Source organism: Streptomyces sp. NPDC045287 (assembly GCF_056432325.1).
Window position 1 is genome coordinate 40,955 of sequence record NZ_JBWKJG010000012.1, and the last position, 14,243, is coordinate 55,197.

The window sequence follows — 14,243 nt, forward strand, 5'->3', positions numbered from 1 at the left end:
GGCGGGCGGGACGGGGTGAGGAGGCGCCCGGCGGTGCCCTCCGGCACCGCGCGGACGACCGCGGGACCCGCTCGCCGAACCGGTCGGACGTACGCCGAGACGGTCGGACGTGCGCCGGGGATGCGGGCGTCCGGCCGGGGAGCGCGCCGCAGCGACCGTACGGGCCGCCGGTGCCCACCCGCCTGCCGAACGCCCGCATCCGCGCGGCGACCGCGGGGGCGGCCCGCGCGCCGTCCGACGCCGGGAGGCGCGGCGCGCGGCGCACGCGGGACGCCACCCGGGGAGGGTCCGGGCGACCGGCGAGCCGGACCGCCCGCCCCGGTACGGGCGCGGACGCGCCGACCGCGCGCCAGCCGCCGGACTGCTCGCGCCCCACGGGCGCGGGCGGGCGCGGCGGGCGCTTGACCGGGGTCGCTGAAGGACCGTCGAGGGCGCACGGGCGCGGGCGGGCACGGGGCGGGGCCGGCCGGAGGCGGCCCGACCGTCTTCCCCCGGAGCGGACGGCAGGCGGCAGGCGGCAGGCGGCAGGCGGCAGGCGGCAGGCGGCGGACCGTAGGCGGCAGGCAGCGCGCGACGGGCGCGGTGCGCGGGGTCGTCGGCCGGTCGCCCGAGCCCTCGGGGAGCGCGCGGCACACGGTTTGTGATGAGCCGCCGCGGGGCCCTATCCTGAGTTTGTGCCGCTACTAAACAAACTCGCGCCCGCCCTTCGGGAAGCCACTGGCGGAGACCCCGCCGTCCGCTCCCTGTCGCGCCTCCGCACCGCCGTCACCCTCTTCTTCGCCCTCGACGGCTTCCTCTTCGCCGGCTGGGTCGTCCGCATCCCCGCGATCAAGCAGCAGACCGGCTCCTCGGCTAGCGACCTCGGACTCGCCCTGCTCGGCGTCTCCGCCGGGGCCGTCGTCACCATGACCCTCACCGGGCGGCTGTGCCACCGGTTCGGCAGCCACGCCGTCACCGTCGGCGCCGCCGTCCTGCTGTCGCTGAGCATCGCGCTGCCGGCGCTCACCCACTCGGCGCTCGCGCTCGGTCTCGTCCTGCTGGTCTTCGGCACCGCCTACGGCGCGATCAACGTCGCCATGAACAGCGCCGCCGTCAACCTGGTCGCCGCGCTGCGACGGCCCGTGATGCCCGGCTTCCACGCCGCGTTCAGCCTGGGCGGCATGGTCGGCGCCGGGCTCGGCGGCCTCGTCGCGAGCGGCCTCCCGCCCGCCGCGCACCTGCTCGGGCTCACCGTCGTCGGCCTGCTCCTGACGGCCGTCGCCGGTCCCGTACTGCTGCGCCACCCCTCCCCCGCGCCGCCCGAGTCCCTGCCCGCCGCGCCCGCCTCCGGGCGGCGGATGGACCGCCGGACGCGCCGCCTGGTCACCCTGTTCGGCGTGATCGCCCTGTGCACCGCGTACGGCGAGGGCGCCCTGGCCGACTGGGGTGCCCTGCACCTGACGCAGGACCTGCACGCCCACCCCGGTGCCGCGGCCGCCGGGTACTCCCTGTTCGCGCTGACCATGACCGCCGGGCGGCTCTCCGGTACGGCGATGCTGGAGCGCCTCGGCCAGACCAGGACGCTCGTCGCGGGCGGCGCGACGGCCGCCGCGGGCATGCTGCTGGGCGCGTTGGCGCCCAGCGTGTGGGCGGCGCTCCTCGGGTTCGCCGTCACCGGGTTGGGCCTGGCGAACATCTTCCCGGTGGCGGTGGACAGGGCGGGCGCCCTGGCCGGACCCGCCGGCGTGGCGGCCGCGTCGACGCTGGGCTACGGCGGCATGCTGCTGGGCCCGCCCGTGATCGGCTTCCTCGCGGACTGGTTCTCGCTGCCCGCCGCGCTGACGACGGTCGCGCTGCTCTCCGCCGCCGCGGCGGCCGTCGGCTACCGCGCCCGCAACGCCACGGCGGCCGGGGGCCTCTGAGTAGCCGTACTCAGGCGCCCGTCGCCGCCCGCGGCACAGGATGGGGCTCCCTGCGACCACGGGAGCACCACATGAAGATCATCGACCTGGGCGACGCCCCTCTGCGCGGCCTCGCCCGGCTGGCGTTCGGCAACGTCGCCTCCGGCGTGTACCTGGCGTTCGTCGCCGCGGTGACCGCCCTGGTCGTCCGCGACCTGTGGTTCACCGACCACGAGGACGCGTCGTTCGCCGCCCTCGGGCTCATCGCGGTCGCCGCGCCGACCATCCTGGTGGTCATGGCCGGCGGGGCGCTCGGCGGTGACGCCCTGCTCGGGTCGATGTGGTTCTTCTGGGCGGCGTTCGTCGTGTCGGTGCTCGCACAGTCGCTCGGGATCGGCGCGCTCGCCCGGCTGGTGACCGGCGCGCGGCGCCGTGAGCCGCGCCCGCACGGCGGTTGAGGCGCGGAGGGCGATGGCAGAATTCCGCCATGGAGACTGCCGAGCACATCAAGCACCTCGCCTGCGAGGGCCAGTTGCTGGCCGACGCCGCCGAACGGGCCGGTCTCGACGCGGAGGTCCGCACCTGCCCCGGCTGGGAGGTGCGGCACCTGCTGCGGCACACCGGCATGGTGCACCGCTGGGCGACCGCGTTCGTCGCCGAGGGACACACGTCGTACCGCCCCGCGGACGGTGAGTCCGACCTCGACGGCACCCCGTTGCTGGACTGGTACCGGGAGGGCCACGACCGGCTCGTCACGGCGCTGACCGGGGCGCCGGACACCCTGGAGTGCTGGGCGTTCATGCCCGCGCCGTCCCCGCTGGCGTTCTGGGCCCGCCGCCAGGCGCACGAGACGACCGTGCACCGCGTGGACGCCGAGTCGGCGCTCGGCCTGGTGGCCGGCCGGTCGCCGGTCGGGCCGGACCTGGCCGCCGACGGGATCGACGAACTGCTGTGCGGCTTCCACGCCCGGGACAAGAGCCGCGTCCGCACGGACCGGCCCGGCACGCTGCGGGTCCGCACGGCGGACACCGGCGACGTGTGGACGGTCCTGCTCTCCGCCGACGCGCCCCGCACCGCCCGCACGGCCGACGGTCCGGTCGACTGCGAACTGACGGGCCCCGCCGAGGCCCTGTACCTCTCCCTGTGGAACCGGCTGCCCGCCGGCTCCCCCGCCGTCGCGGTCACGGGCGACGACCGCCTGACCCGCCTGTGGCGGGAGACCTCGGCCGTGACGTGGTGACCCGGCGCCGCGCCGGGTGCGGGAACGCACCGGGGCGGCAGGGCCGGGGGCGGACCGGGCCCGGCCCGTAGGCGGGGCGACGATCCGGACGCGGTCCCGGGCGCGCCGCCGCCCGGCCCGGTTTCCTCCACGAGGGGCCGGAGGCGCCGGACCGGGCCGCCCCGACGACGTACGCGTCGTGTGCGGGCGCCACCGGGTCACCCGCCGGGCCCCACCGGGCGCCCCGCCGCGCGGGCCGCGGCGGGCTCCTCGCGGCCACCGGATCCCGCGCCGGAAACCGGTGGCGCGCCCGGCGGCACGACCGCGCCCCGCGCGGCGGGGCGCCGTCCGAGGAGCGCCGTGGCCACCAGCCGGAGCCCTGCCGACCGGGGCGCCCCGACGATTCCGCCGCCCCGCCCCGGGGCGCCGCGGGGCGGGGGGGGCGGATGGGGAGGCCCGGCTGCGGATCGCGGAGACGATGGGCGCCGACCCGGGTCCGGCACTGCGCGAGCTGCACCGGCGGATGCCGTGCCAGGACCCGGAGCTGCTGCGGCTACCGGAGGCGGCCGGTGTCCGACGGACCGCCCCGGCTGCCGGTCCCGGCTGCCGGAACCGGGGCGGAGGCCGGCCCGGTCCCGGTCGACCGCACCCGGCGGGGACGGACCGGGGCGGAGGTCGGCCCGGTCGGCCGGTCCCGGGGCAGAGGTCGGTCCCGGGGCAGAAGCCGGTCCCAGGGCAGAGGTCGGTCCCGGGACAGGAGCCGGTCCCAGGGCAGAGGCCGGACCCGGGACAGGGGCCGGGCCCGGGACAGAGGCCGGACCCGGCGGATGGAACCGGGGCGGAGGCCGGTGTCGCGGGCGGGGCCGGGCGGTGACGGCGTCCGCCTCCGCTACCGCTGCTCCCGCGCGGCCGGTTCCGGCTCCGACTCCTGCGGGTCGTCCTGCCGGCGGCGGTCCAACGCCTCCAGGGCGCGGCGCGCGACGGTGTTCCCCCTGACGATGCCGGCCAGCGTCGTCGCGCCCCGCGTGATGTCCGCGAACGCCCGCCACGCCGGGCGCAGTCCGGTGATCGCGGCGTGCAGCAGCGCCGGGCGGCGCGCGAACACGGCGAGCAGCCGCCGCCCCACCGCCATCTCCACGCCCAGCCCGGCCTTGATCGCGAAGGCGTAGTTCAGCGCCTGGCGGCGCGCCTCGACCGCGTCGTGCGCCTCGGCGATCCGCACCGCCCACTCCCCCGCGAGCCGGCCGGACCGCAGCGCGAAGGAGATCCCCTCACGCGTCCACGGCTCCAGCAGCCCGGCCGCGTCCCCGCAGACGACGACCCGGCCGCGGGAGAGCGGCGAGTCCTCGCTGCGGCAGCGCGTCAGGTGCCCGGAGGAGATGGCCGGTTCGAACCCTGCGAGGCCCAGCCGGGCCACGAAGTCGTCCAGGTACCGCTTGGTCGCGGCGCCCTCCCCGCGCGCGGAGATGACACCGACCGTCAGCGTGTCCCCCTTGGGGAACACCCAGCCGTAACTGCCCGGCATCGGCCCCCAGTCGATGAGGACCCGCCCCGCCCAGTCCTCCGCCACGGCCTGCGGCACCGGGATCTCCACCTCCAGGCCGAGGTCCACCTGGTCGGTCTTGACCCCGACGTGCGCCCCTATCCGGCTGGCGCTGCCGTCCGCGCCGACCACCGCCCGCGCCAGCACCGTCTCGCCGTCGGCGAGGACGACCGCGACGGTACGCCGGTCCGGCACCGCGGCGCCGTGCTGCTCGACCCGCGCGACGGCCGCGCCCGTCCGCACCTCGGCGCCCGCCCTCCGGGCGTGCTCCACCAGCCCCGCGTCGAACTCGGGCCGGTTGACCAGCCCGAACAGCATCCGCTTCGAGCGGCGCGTACGGGCGAAGCGGCCGTTCAACGAGAACGTCACGGCGTGCACCCGGTCGCGCAGCGGCAGGTCGAAGCCGGGCGGCAGCGCGTCCCGCGACGGGCCGATGATGCCGCCGCCGCACGTCTTGTAGCGGGGCAGCTCCGCCTTCTCCAGGAGCAGCACGCGGCGGCCCGCGACTGCCGCGGCGTAGGCCGCGGACGCTCCGGCCGGCCCCGCGCCGACCACGACGACATCCCACACGTTCTCGCTGCTCACGATGTGCTTACGCTCCCGGTCCCGACCCGTGGTCCACGCTCTCGTCCGCATCCTACGGGGCTTCGCCCCGAGCGCCCTGTGCGAGGATCGGACGCGCGTTCGCCGCACATCCCGCGGCGGCGTCCCGACGTACCGCTTGCCGCACCCACCAGGAGCGTGACCATGACCGCCCAGCCGATCGCCGAGCCGATCGCCGCCACCGTCGCCTCGCTGATGCCCCGCGCCAAGGCGGAGCTCACGGAGCTCGTGGCGTTCCGGTCCGTGGCGGACCCGGCCCAGTTCCCCAGGAGCGAGTGCGAGGCCGCCGCCGCGTGGGTGGCGGACGCCCTGCGCTCCGAGGGCTTCACCGACGTGTCGGTCTTCGACACCCCCGACGGGAGCCAGTCCGTCTACGGTCACCTGCCCGGCCCCGCCGGCGCCCCGACCGTGCTGCTGTACGCCCACTACGACGTGCAGCCGCCGCTCGACCCGGCCGGCTGGGACACCCCGCCGTTCGAGCTGACCGAGCGGGACGGCCGCTGGTACGGGCGCGGCGCCGCCGACTGCAAGGGCGGGTTCATCATGCACCTGCTGGCGCTGCGCGCCCTGAAGGCGAACGGCGGCGTCCCGGTCGGCGTCAAGGTCATCGTGGAGGGCTCCGAGGAGCAGGGCACCGGCGGCCTGGAGCGGTACGCCGAGGCCCACCCCGACCTGCTGGCCGCCGACGCGATCGTCATCGGCGACACCGGGAACTTCCGCGTCGGGCTGCCGACCGTCACCGCGTCGCTGCGCGGGATGACGATGCTGCGCGTCCAGGTCGACACGCTCGCCGGGAACCTGCACTCGGGGCAGTTCGGCGGTGCCGCGCCGGACGCGCTGGCCGCACTCATCCGCGTACTGGACTCGCTGCGCGCCGAGGACGGTTCGACGACGGTCGACGGGCTGGCGTCGGACGCCGAGTGGCAGGGCCTGCAGTACGCGGAGGAGGACTTCCGGCGGGACGCCAAGGTGCTGGACGGCGTGGACCTGATCGGCTCCGGCACCGTCGCCGACCGGCTGTGGGCGCGTCCGGCCGTCACGGTGATCGGCATCGACTGCCCGCCGGTCGTCGGGGCCACGCCGTCCGTGCAGGCCACCGCCCGCGCCCAGATCAGCCTGCGCGTGCCGCCCGGCCAGGACGCCACCGAGGCGACCAAGCTCCTCACCGCGCACCTCCAGGCGCACACCCCCTGGGGCGCGCGCGTGACGGTGGAACAGATCGGGCAGGGCCAGCCGTTCCGGGCGGACGTGGCCAGCCCGGCGTACACGTCGATGGCCCAGGCGCTGGCCGCGGCGTATCCGGGCGAGGAGATGCAGGCCGCCGGCATGGGCGGGTCGATCCCGCTGTGCAACACGCTGGGCGCGCTGTACCCGCGGGCGGAGATCCTGCTGATCGGGCTGAGCGAGCCGGAGGCGCAGATCCACGCGGTGAACGAGAGCGTGTCGCCCGAGGAGTTGGAGCGGATGTCGGTCGCGGAGGCGCTGTTCCTGCGGAACTACGCGCTGTCGAAGCGGGGTTGAGCTCTCGGCGGAATCGCGCAGAGCGCAAGGGGGGCGGTCCGGCCGGGCCGCTCCCGTAGCGTCGGGGCATGACTCCGGAACCCCACCCGCACCCGCACGCCCCCGACGAGCCCGCCGTCGACCTGGTCCCGGTCGTGCCCGGGCTGCACATGCTGCGCTTCCCGATCGGCCAGGGCTACGTCTGGCGTGACGACGACGGCGCGCTGACGCTGGTCGACGCCGGCTGGGCGGGCGCCGAGGACGCCGTCGGCCGGGCACTGCGCGAGGTCGGCGGCCCGGGGGCGCGGCTGCGGCGGATCGTCCTCACCCACGGCCACCGCGACCACGTGGGCGCGGCGGAGGCGCTGGCGCGCCGGTACGGCGCTGAGGTCCTCGCGCACCGGCTGGACGCGCCGGTCGTCCGCGGGGAGGCGCCGGTGCCCGAACCGGACCTGCTGGACTGGGAGGTCCCGCTGTACGAGCACGGGCTCACCACGCCCGAGGCGCCGCCCACGCGCGTGGACCGGGAGTTGGAGGACGGCGACGTGCTGGACTTCGGCGGCGGCGCCCGCGTGGTGCACACCCCGGGCCACACGCCCGGGTCGATCGCGCTCCACCTGCCGCGCCCCGGCGTGCTGCTGACGGGCGACACCCTGGCGTCGGTGGGCGGGGTGGGCCTGGGCGTCTTCCACGCTGACCGCGCCGCCGCGGTGGCGTCGGTGCGCCGCCTGGCCTCCCTCCACCCGCTCCGGGCGGTGTGCTTCGGGCACGGCGACCCGTTGACGCGGGAGGTGCCCTCCACCCTGCGGGCGGCGGCGGAGGCGGCCCGGCCGTAGCCCGCGCGGGCGTCCGGAGCCGCCCCGTCCCCCGCGCCGCCGCGCGGTCAGCCCACCGGGACGCCGGCCTCCAGGTTCAGGACCGTGCCGCGCTCGCGGGCGCGCAGGGCCCAGCGGAGGCGTTCGTACCGGACCGGGGGCAGCATGTCCGCCGCCTCCGCCTCCGTCGCGAAGCGCCAGCCGCGCAGCTCGGAGCCCGGCAGCAGGACCCGGTCCGCCTGCGCGCCCGTGAGCCGCCCGCCGTCGAAGAGGAGGCGCAGCCCGCCGTACCCGGGCGGCTTCGGCGGCTCCCAGTCGACGACCAGCAGCCGCGGTACGGACGCCAGCTCCAGCCCCGTCTCCTCGGCGACCTCCCGCATCGCGGCCCGCGCCGGCGCCTCGCCCCGCTCGACGACCCCACCGGGGAACTCCCACCCCGGCTTGTACGTCGGGTCGACCAGCAGCACCCGGTCCTGGTCGTCGAAGAGCAGCACCCCCGCCGCGAGCGTCTCGCCGGTCGGCTCCGGGGTCTGCACGATCCCGCAGGCGCCCGCCGCGCCGGTCCGCACCGCGTCCGCGATCACCTTCGCCGTCGCCTCCGGCGTGAGGGGGCCGTTGTCGACGGCGTACGCGTCGGCGGCGAGCCACCCGTCGAGCGCGGCCCGGTACGACGCGATGTGGTCCAGGGCCCACGCCCTGGCCCGCTCGTTTCCGGCCGGGTCGCCGTCGTGCGCGCCGCGCCGCGCGATCCGTGCGCGCAGGATCGTTTCATCAGGGGTCAGGACGACATGCCGCACGGTGATCCGGCGGGACGCCAGCCCGCCGAAGATCTCGTCGCGGTACTCCTGACGCAGGAGGGTCATCGGCACCACCAGCACCCCGCCCACCTCGGCGAGGAGCGCCGCCGCCGCGTCGACGACCAGGCGCCGCCAGATCCGCAGGTCCTGGAAGTCGGTGGTGCCGGAGAGCCGGTCGGGCGGCAGGAGGAGCGGCAGCGCGCCGCCGATCGACTCCGGGTCGTACAAGGTGCTGTTCGGGATCAGATCGACCAGTTCGCGCGCGGCGCTCGTCTTGCCGGCGCCGAACGCACCGTTGATCCAGACGATCACGGTTCCCCCTCTTCCGTTGGCCCCCAGTGGCTTGCCCGCAACACCCTGCCACGGAAACCCGCGTTCCGGACGGGTGGCCGTAACGGTCCGGGGCCCCTGGGGTTTCCCGCCGGAGGCGGACGCCGGCACGGCCGGTGAACCGGGGGCGGGTTGGCCGGATCCGGTGGTACGGTGCGCGGCCCCGCGCGGTTCAGCGGGCGTGGCCGCCCCGGGCGCACCCTCGAACGCCCTGCGGCGGCGACCCGCCCGGCACCCGCTAGGGTCGGGCCCGTGACTCCCTCCCCCTCCGGCACGACGGCCGCCCCGTGGCCGTCCGATGGCCCCGGTGTGGTCCGGTTCCCGTCCGGGCGCATGGTGCGGGGCCGCGGCCTGCGCCGCCCGCTGCCCGACGGGCCGACCCCGGCGTACGCGGTCCATCTGCTGGGCGGGCGGCCGCCGGACGTCCCGTGGGAGGCGCGCCTGCTGCGCTGGCCGGACTTCCGGCTGCCCGCGGACGAGGCGGAGGCCCGCGCCGTCCTGGCCGGGGCGTGGGAGCGCGCCGCGGTGGAGCGCGTCGAAGTCGCCTGCGGGGGCGGCCGGGGCAGGACGGGCACGGCACTGGCCTGCCTGGCGGTCCTCGACGGCGTCCCGCCGGACCGCGCGGTGGAGTGGGTGCGCCGGCACTACCACCCCCGTGCGGTGGAGACGCCCTGGCAGAAGCGGTACGTACGGCGCTTCGCCGGGTAGCCGGCCGGCCGGAAGCCGCCGGAGCCGGCCGCGGGGCCGGGCCGTCAGGCGCGCGGCGCCCGGTCCGCGCGCGGGTCCAGCGCCGCCGCGGCCGCGCCCAGGAGGCCCGCGTCCGTGCCGGTCGTCGCCGGGACGACCTCCAGCGGGCGGGTGAAGGGGAGGGTCGCGTACCGCCGCAGCTCCCGGCGCAGCGGGGCGAAGAGGACCTCCCCCGCGCTCGCCACTCCCCCGCCGACCACCGCGATCCGCACCTCCAGCAGCGTCGCCGTCGCCGCGATGCCCGCCGCCAGGGCCCGGGCGGCGCGGTCGTACGCGTCCCGGGCCGCCGGGTCGCCCGCGCGGGCCGCCGCCGCCACGCCCGCCGCCGTCGCGTCGCCGTCGGGTCCCGGGCGCCAGCCGGCGGCCAGGGCGCGGCGCGCGATGTTCGGCCCGCTGGCGATGCGCTCGACGCAGCCGCGCCCGCCGCAGGGGCAGGGGTCGCCGTCCAGGTCGACGCTGATGTGGCCGATGTGGCCCGCGTTGCCGGTCGGCCCCGGGTGCGGGCGTCCGCCCAGCACGAGCCCGCCGCCCACCCCGGTCGACACGACCAGGCAGAGCGCGTCGTCGTACCCGCGGGCGGCGCCCCGCCAGTGCTCGGCGGCGGTCATGGCGACGCCGTCGCCGACGAGGCAGACCGGCCGGCCGGCGACCCGCGCGCGGACCCGGTCGACGAGCGGGAAGCCGCGCCACGCGGGCACGTTGACGGGGCTGACCGTGCCGGCCGCCGCGTCCACCGGGCCCGCGCTGCCGATGCCGACCGCCTCGACCCGCCCCCACAGCGGCGATCCGGCCAGTTCGTCGAGGACCGAGGCGACGGCGCCCATCACCGTCTCGGCGTCCTCCCGCGCGGGGGTGGGCCGCCGGGCCCGGACGAGGATCCGGCCGGCGCCGTCGACGAGGGCGCCCGCGATCTTCGTACCGCCGATGTCGAGGGCGGCGGCGAGTCCGGCCGCCGCCGGGTCGCGCTCCGGCTCCGTGTGCATCCCGTCGACTCCCCATGGACGTCCGCGGACCGGTGGGACCCTGCGGTTTCGGTTGGTGCCCGGACAGTCTCCCGGCTGTTGACAACGTTGTCCAGGCTCTATGCTCGACGCCACGCCCCCGTACGTACCTCCGGACGACGACAGGACAGGAACCGCGCACCGTGGCCGAGACCGCCCGCCGACCCGACCACCGCTACGGCAACCGGCCCACCATGAAGGACGTCGCCGCCCGCGCGGGCGTCGGCCTCAAGACCGTCTCGCGGGTGGTGAACGGCGAGCCGGGCGTCACGCCCGACACCGAGCGCCGCGTCCAGGAGGCGATCCAGGCGCTCGGCTTCCGCCGCAACGACAGCGCGCGCGTGCTGCGCAAGGGCCGCACCGCCTCCGTGGGGCTGGTCCTGGAGGACCTGGCCGACCCCTTCTACGGGCCGCTGAGCCGCGCCGTGGAGGAGGTGGCCCGCGCCCACGGGGCCCTGCTGATCAACGGGTCCAGCGCCGAGGACCCGGAACGGGAGCAGGAGCTCGCCCTGGCGCTGTGCGCGCGCCGCGTCGACGGGTTGATCGTGATCCCCTCGGGCGACGACCACCGCTACCTGGAACCGGAGATGAGGGCGGGCGTCGCGACCGTCTTCGTGGACCGCCCGGCCGGCCGGATCGAGGCCGACACGGTCCTGTCCGACAGCTTCGGCGGCGCCCGCACGGGTGTGGCGCACCTCGTCGCGCACGGCCACCGCCGGATCGGCTTCATCGGTGACCGGCCGCGCATCCACACCGCCGCGGAGCGGCTGCGCGGCTACCGGGCCGCGATGGAGGACGCGGGGCTGCCCGTCGACGACGCGTGGGTGTCGCTGGGCCCCACCGAGCCGGCGCGGGTGCGGGCCGCGGTCGCCGCGATGCTGGCCGGCCCGGAACCGGTGACCGCGCTGTTCGCGGGCAACAACCGGGTGACGGTGACCGCCGTGCGGGAGCTGGCCGGGCGCACGCGCCCGGTCGCCCTGGTCGGCTTCGACGACATCGAACTGGCCGACCTGCTCGGCATCACGGTCATCGCGCAGGACGCCGCCGCGCTGGGCCGCACGGCGGCGGAACGGCTGTTCCGCCGCCTCGACGGCCTCCACGAGGCGCCCTGGCGCGTCGAGTTGCCGACGGTGCTGGTCCCGCGCGGCTCGGGCGAGGTCCCGCCCGCGTAGCCGCGCGGCCCGGTGCGGGGCGGGGCCGGCACCGGGGCCCCGCCCCCGCCCCGGGCGCGCACGCCGCCGGCCCGCACGCCGGCGTCGCCGCTGTCGTCATCGGCCTTCGTCCACCGGACGTCGGGCCGCCCACCGGACGTCGGCCCGCCCGCCGTGCGTCTCGCGGCGGCCGGGGCCAAACCGGCGGGAGCAGTGGCCGGTGCCCGCGCCGAGGACGCCGGCCCGGCCTCCGTCCCCCGGGTACGGGGCGGTGGTCCGTCCCCCGGGCACGGGGCGGTGGTCCGCCGGACCGCGCGGTGGCACGTGCCGCCGCCGGCGGAGGGGCGGACCGGCCCCGGGGCCACCGCCGCCGGTGGCGGGCGGGCCCCCGTCGGACCGGCCGGCGGTCGGTTCGCGTTCCCCCGCGGGCACCGCCGCCCCGCTCCCCGCGCGTCGTGGACGCGTACGGGTTACGGGGCGGCGGTGGCGGTGGCGGGTCCGGCGGGGGTCCGCCACCGGCCGGTCACTGGTGGGTGCCGGTCAGGTCGCCGCGCCGCGGGGCGGCGAAACGGTCGAGGTCGGCGCGGGTGAGGCCGGTGAGGCGGGCCACCTCGGCGGTGTCGAGGGCGCCGCAGTCGATGCCGCGGAGCAGGTACCCGCTGAGCGCCTTGGCGGTGGCCGGCTCGTCCATCACGTCGCCGCCGGCGCGGTTGGCGTACGCGGCGAGGCGGGCGGCGGCCGGCTCCAGGCCCTCGCGGTAGAACGCGAACACGGCGGCGTACCGGGTGGGCAGGTGGGCCGGGTGCATGTCCCAGCCCTGGTAGTAGGCGCGGGCCAGGGCGCGGCGGGTGAGGCCGTAGTGCAGGCGCCAGGCGTCGTGGACCTTCTCGGTGGGGCCCACGGGCAGCACGTTGGTGGAGCCGTCCGAGACGCGGACGCCGGTGCCGGCGGCGGCGACCTGCATGACGGCCTTGGCGTGGTCGGCGGCCGGGTGGTCGCTGGCCTGGTACGCGGCGGAGACGCCGAGGCAGGCGCTGTAGTCGAAGGTGCCGTAGTGGAGACCGGTGGCGCGGCCCCCGGCGGCGTCGATCATGCGGGCGACGGTGGCGGTGCCGTCGGGGCCGAGGATGGCCTGGCTGGTCTCGATCTGGATCTCGAAGCCGATCCGGCCGGGTTCCAGGCCGCGGACCTTCTCGAACTCCTCCAGGAGCCGCGCCATCGCGGTGACCTGCTCCGGGTAGGTGACCTTCGGGAGGGTGAGGACGAGACCGTCGGGCAGGCCGCCCGCCTCCATGAGGCCGGTGAGGAAGATGTCGAGGGTGCGGATGCCCCGGTCGCGCACGGCGACCTCCATGCACTTCATGCGGATGCCCGTGTACGGGGCTGCGGTCCCCTCCCGGTGGGCCCGGGCCACCAGACGGGCGGCGCGGGCGGCGTCGCGGTCCTCGTCGGCGTCGGTGCGGCCGCCGTAGCCGTCCTCGAAGTCGATGCGCAGGTCCTCGATCGGCTCCCGCTCCAACTTGGCCCGTACGCGCGCGTGGACGGGCTCGGCGAGGTCGTCGGGGAGACCGAGGACGGCGGCGAGGGAGGCGGCGTCCGGGGCGTGCTCGTCGAGCGCGGCGAGGGCGCGGTCGCCCCAGGAGCGGATCGTGTCGGCGGTGAGGGCGTCGCCGGGCACGTAGACGGTGTGGACGGGCTGGCGGGTGCCGGGGTCACCGGGGTAGCGGCGGGCGAGCTCCGCGTCCACCGTGGCGAGGGAGGCGCTGATGCCCTCGCTGACCGCACCGGCGAGGCTTGTCGCCACCTGCTCCTGCTGACCCATTCCCGCACCCTCCACCGCTCGACTTTTCCGCTTCACGGAATCAACAATCCGTATGGCGAAGTTATCCGGGGCGGCTGGCGCTCGTCAATGGTGGCCGAGACGGCGCAGGTAGCCGTGGAGGGCGGCGGAGGCGCCGAGCCGGAGCAGACTGCGCCGGTGGAGGTCGCCGGCGCGGGCGTCCAGCGCGGCGAGGACGCGGTCGGGGCTGCCGTTCGCCCGCAGCTCGCGCAGGACGGCCTCGACGGCGGCGAGCGGGTGGTGCCCCTTCCGAAGGAGCGCCACGACCTGCGCGACGCGCAGCTCGGTGCGGTCGTAGAGCCGGTACCCGGTGGACGGCTCGCGACCGGGCCGCAGCAGGCCGCGGGCCTCCCAGAGCCGGAGGACGGGCGGCTTCACGCCCACGGCGCGGGCGGCCTCGCCGATGCGCAGGGCCCGCCGGGCGGCGGGCGGCGGGACGCGGCCGGCCAGGACGGTGCCCATGGCCTCCCGGACGGCGGCGAGTTCGCCGCGCTCCCGGTCCAACCGGGCGTGTCCGGCGTCCAGGGCGGCCAGCGCGGCCTCCAGGTCGCCCGCGTGGACGGCGGCCATCACGGTACGGGCGGTGGCCCAGCCGTGCCCGGCGGCGAGCTCGCGGGCCACGGCGAGCGCGTCGGCGTGGGCGGCGGTGAAGAGGCGGTGGCCGCCGGGGGTGCGGTCGACGGGCGGGAGCAGCCCCGTGTCGACGTAGGTGCGGAGCTGCTGTACGGAGATCCCGGCCGACCTCGCGAGGTCGGCCGCCTTCAGCCGGTCACCCACGACCCCTCCTCCACGGCTTCACGCCGAGTTGAGACTTTTC

Annotated in this window: 12 protein-coding genes; 7 read left to right on the top strand and 5 right to left on the bottom strand. The window is 77.5% G+C overall.

Translation table 11 applies throughout. The annotated features are described in order from the left end of the window. The first annotated feature begins 674 nt into the window (after window positions 1–674). From AC07D6_RS20390 to AC07D6_RS20400, 3 genes are all read left to right on the top strand, one after another. Window positions 675–1,901, top strand: coding sequence for an MFS transporter (locus tag AC07D6_RS20390; RefSeq protein WP_315879124.1), 1,227 nt, complete (start codon window positions 675–677; stop codon window positions 1,899–1,901). Between the two features lie 71 nt (window positions 1,902–1,972). Beyond that, entirely contained in the window at window positions 1,973–2,338 is a 366-nt protein-coding gene (locus tag AC07D6_RS20395; protein WP_315879125.1) for an SCO4225 family membrane protein, read from the top strand. A gap of 29 nt (window positions 2,339–2,367) precedes the next feature. Further along, a complete protein-coding gene (locus tag AC07D6_RS20400) occupies window positions 2,368–3,120 on the top strand; it encodes a maleylpyruvate isomerase family mycothiol-dependent enzyme (RefSeq protein ID WP_479046274.1) in 753 nt (250 codons plus the stop codon). An 868-nt stretch (window positions 3,121–3,988) separates the two neighbouring features. On the opposite strand, the gene AC07D6_RS20405 is transcribed toward AC07D6_RS20400, so the two are convergent. Next, window positions 3,989–5,278, bottom strand: a complete 1,290-nt coding sequence (locus AC07D6_RS20405) for a geranylgeranyl reductase family protein (RefSeq protein WP_315879127.1) — start codon at window positions 5,276–5,278, stop codon at window positions 3,989–3,991. A gap of 111 nt (window positions 5,279–5,389) precedes the next feature. On the opposite strand from AC07D6_RS20405, the gene AC07D6_RS20410 reads away from it, so the two are divergent. Both AC07D6_RS20410 and AC07D6_RS20415 read left to right on the top strand, forming a co-directional pair. Continuing rightward, window positions 5,390–6,766, top strand: coding sequence for a dipeptidase (locus AC07D6_RS20410; protein WP_315879128.1), 1,377 nt, complete (start codon window positions 5,390–5,392; stop codon window positions 6,764–6,766). A 68-nt stretch (window positions 6,767–6,834) separates the two neighbouring features. Beyond that, entirely contained in the window at window positions 6,835–7,581 is a 747-nt protein-coding gene (locus AC07D6_RS20415) for an MBL fold metallo-hydrolase (protein WP_479046277.1), read from the top strand. 47 nt (window positions 7,582–7,628) lie between these two features. Here the strand turns inward: AC07D6_RS20415 and AC07D6_RS20420 are convergent, their stop codons facing one another. After that, window positions 7,629–8,669 (bottom strand): NUDIX domain-containing protein, encoded by a 1,041-nt coding sequence (locus tag AC07D6_RS20420; RefSeq protein ID WP_315879130.1) that lies wholly within the window; start codon window positions 8,667–8,669, stop codon window positions 7,629–7,631. 351 nt (window positions 8,670–9,020) lie between these two features. Between AC07D6_RS20420 and AC07D6_RS20425 the strand changes: the two genes are divergently transcribed. Next, complete coding sequence (locus AC07D6_RS20425; RefSeq protein WP_315879141.1) at window positions 9,021–9,395, top strand: phosphatase domain-containing protein; 375 nt, start codon at window positions 9,021–9,023, stop codon at window positions 9,393–9,395. A gap of 44 nt (window positions 9,396–9,439) precedes the next feature. Here the strand turns inward: AC07D6_RS20425 and AC07D6_RS20430 are convergent, their stop codons facing one another. After that, window positions 9,440–10,417, bottom strand: a complete 978-nt coding sequence (locus AC07D6_RS20430; RefSeq protein WP_479046280.1) for an ROK family protein — start codon at window positions 10,415–10,417, stop codon at window positions 9,440–9,442. A 161-nt stretch (window positions 10,418–10,578) separates the two neighbouring features. Between AC07D6_RS20430 and AC07D6_RS20435 the strand changes: the two genes are divergently transcribed. Continuing rightward, window positions 10,579–11,607: a LacI family DNA-binding transcriptional regulator gene (locus tag AC07D6_RS20435; protein ID WP_479046283.1), complete on the top strand. Its 1,029-nt coding sequence runs from the start codon at window positions 10,579–10,581 to the stop codon at window positions 11,605–11,607. Window positions 11,608–12,109: 502 nt separating this feature from the next. On the opposite strand, the gene AC07D6_RS20440 is transcribed toward AC07D6_RS20435, so the two are convergent. Further along, a complete protein-coding gene (locus tag AC07D6_RS20440; RefSeq protein WP_479046285.1) occupies window positions 12,110–13,408 on the bottom strand; it encodes a DUF6986 family protein in 1,299 nt (432 codons plus the stop codon). 84 nt (window positions 13,409–13,492) lie between these two features. Further along, window positions 13,493–14,203, bottom strand: coding sequence for a MerR family transcriptional regulator (locus tag AC07D6_RS20445; protein WP_315879134.1), 711 nt, complete (start codon window positions 14,201–14,203; stop codon window positions 13,493–13,495). Between the last annotated feature and the right edge of the window lie 40 nt (window positions 14,204–14,243).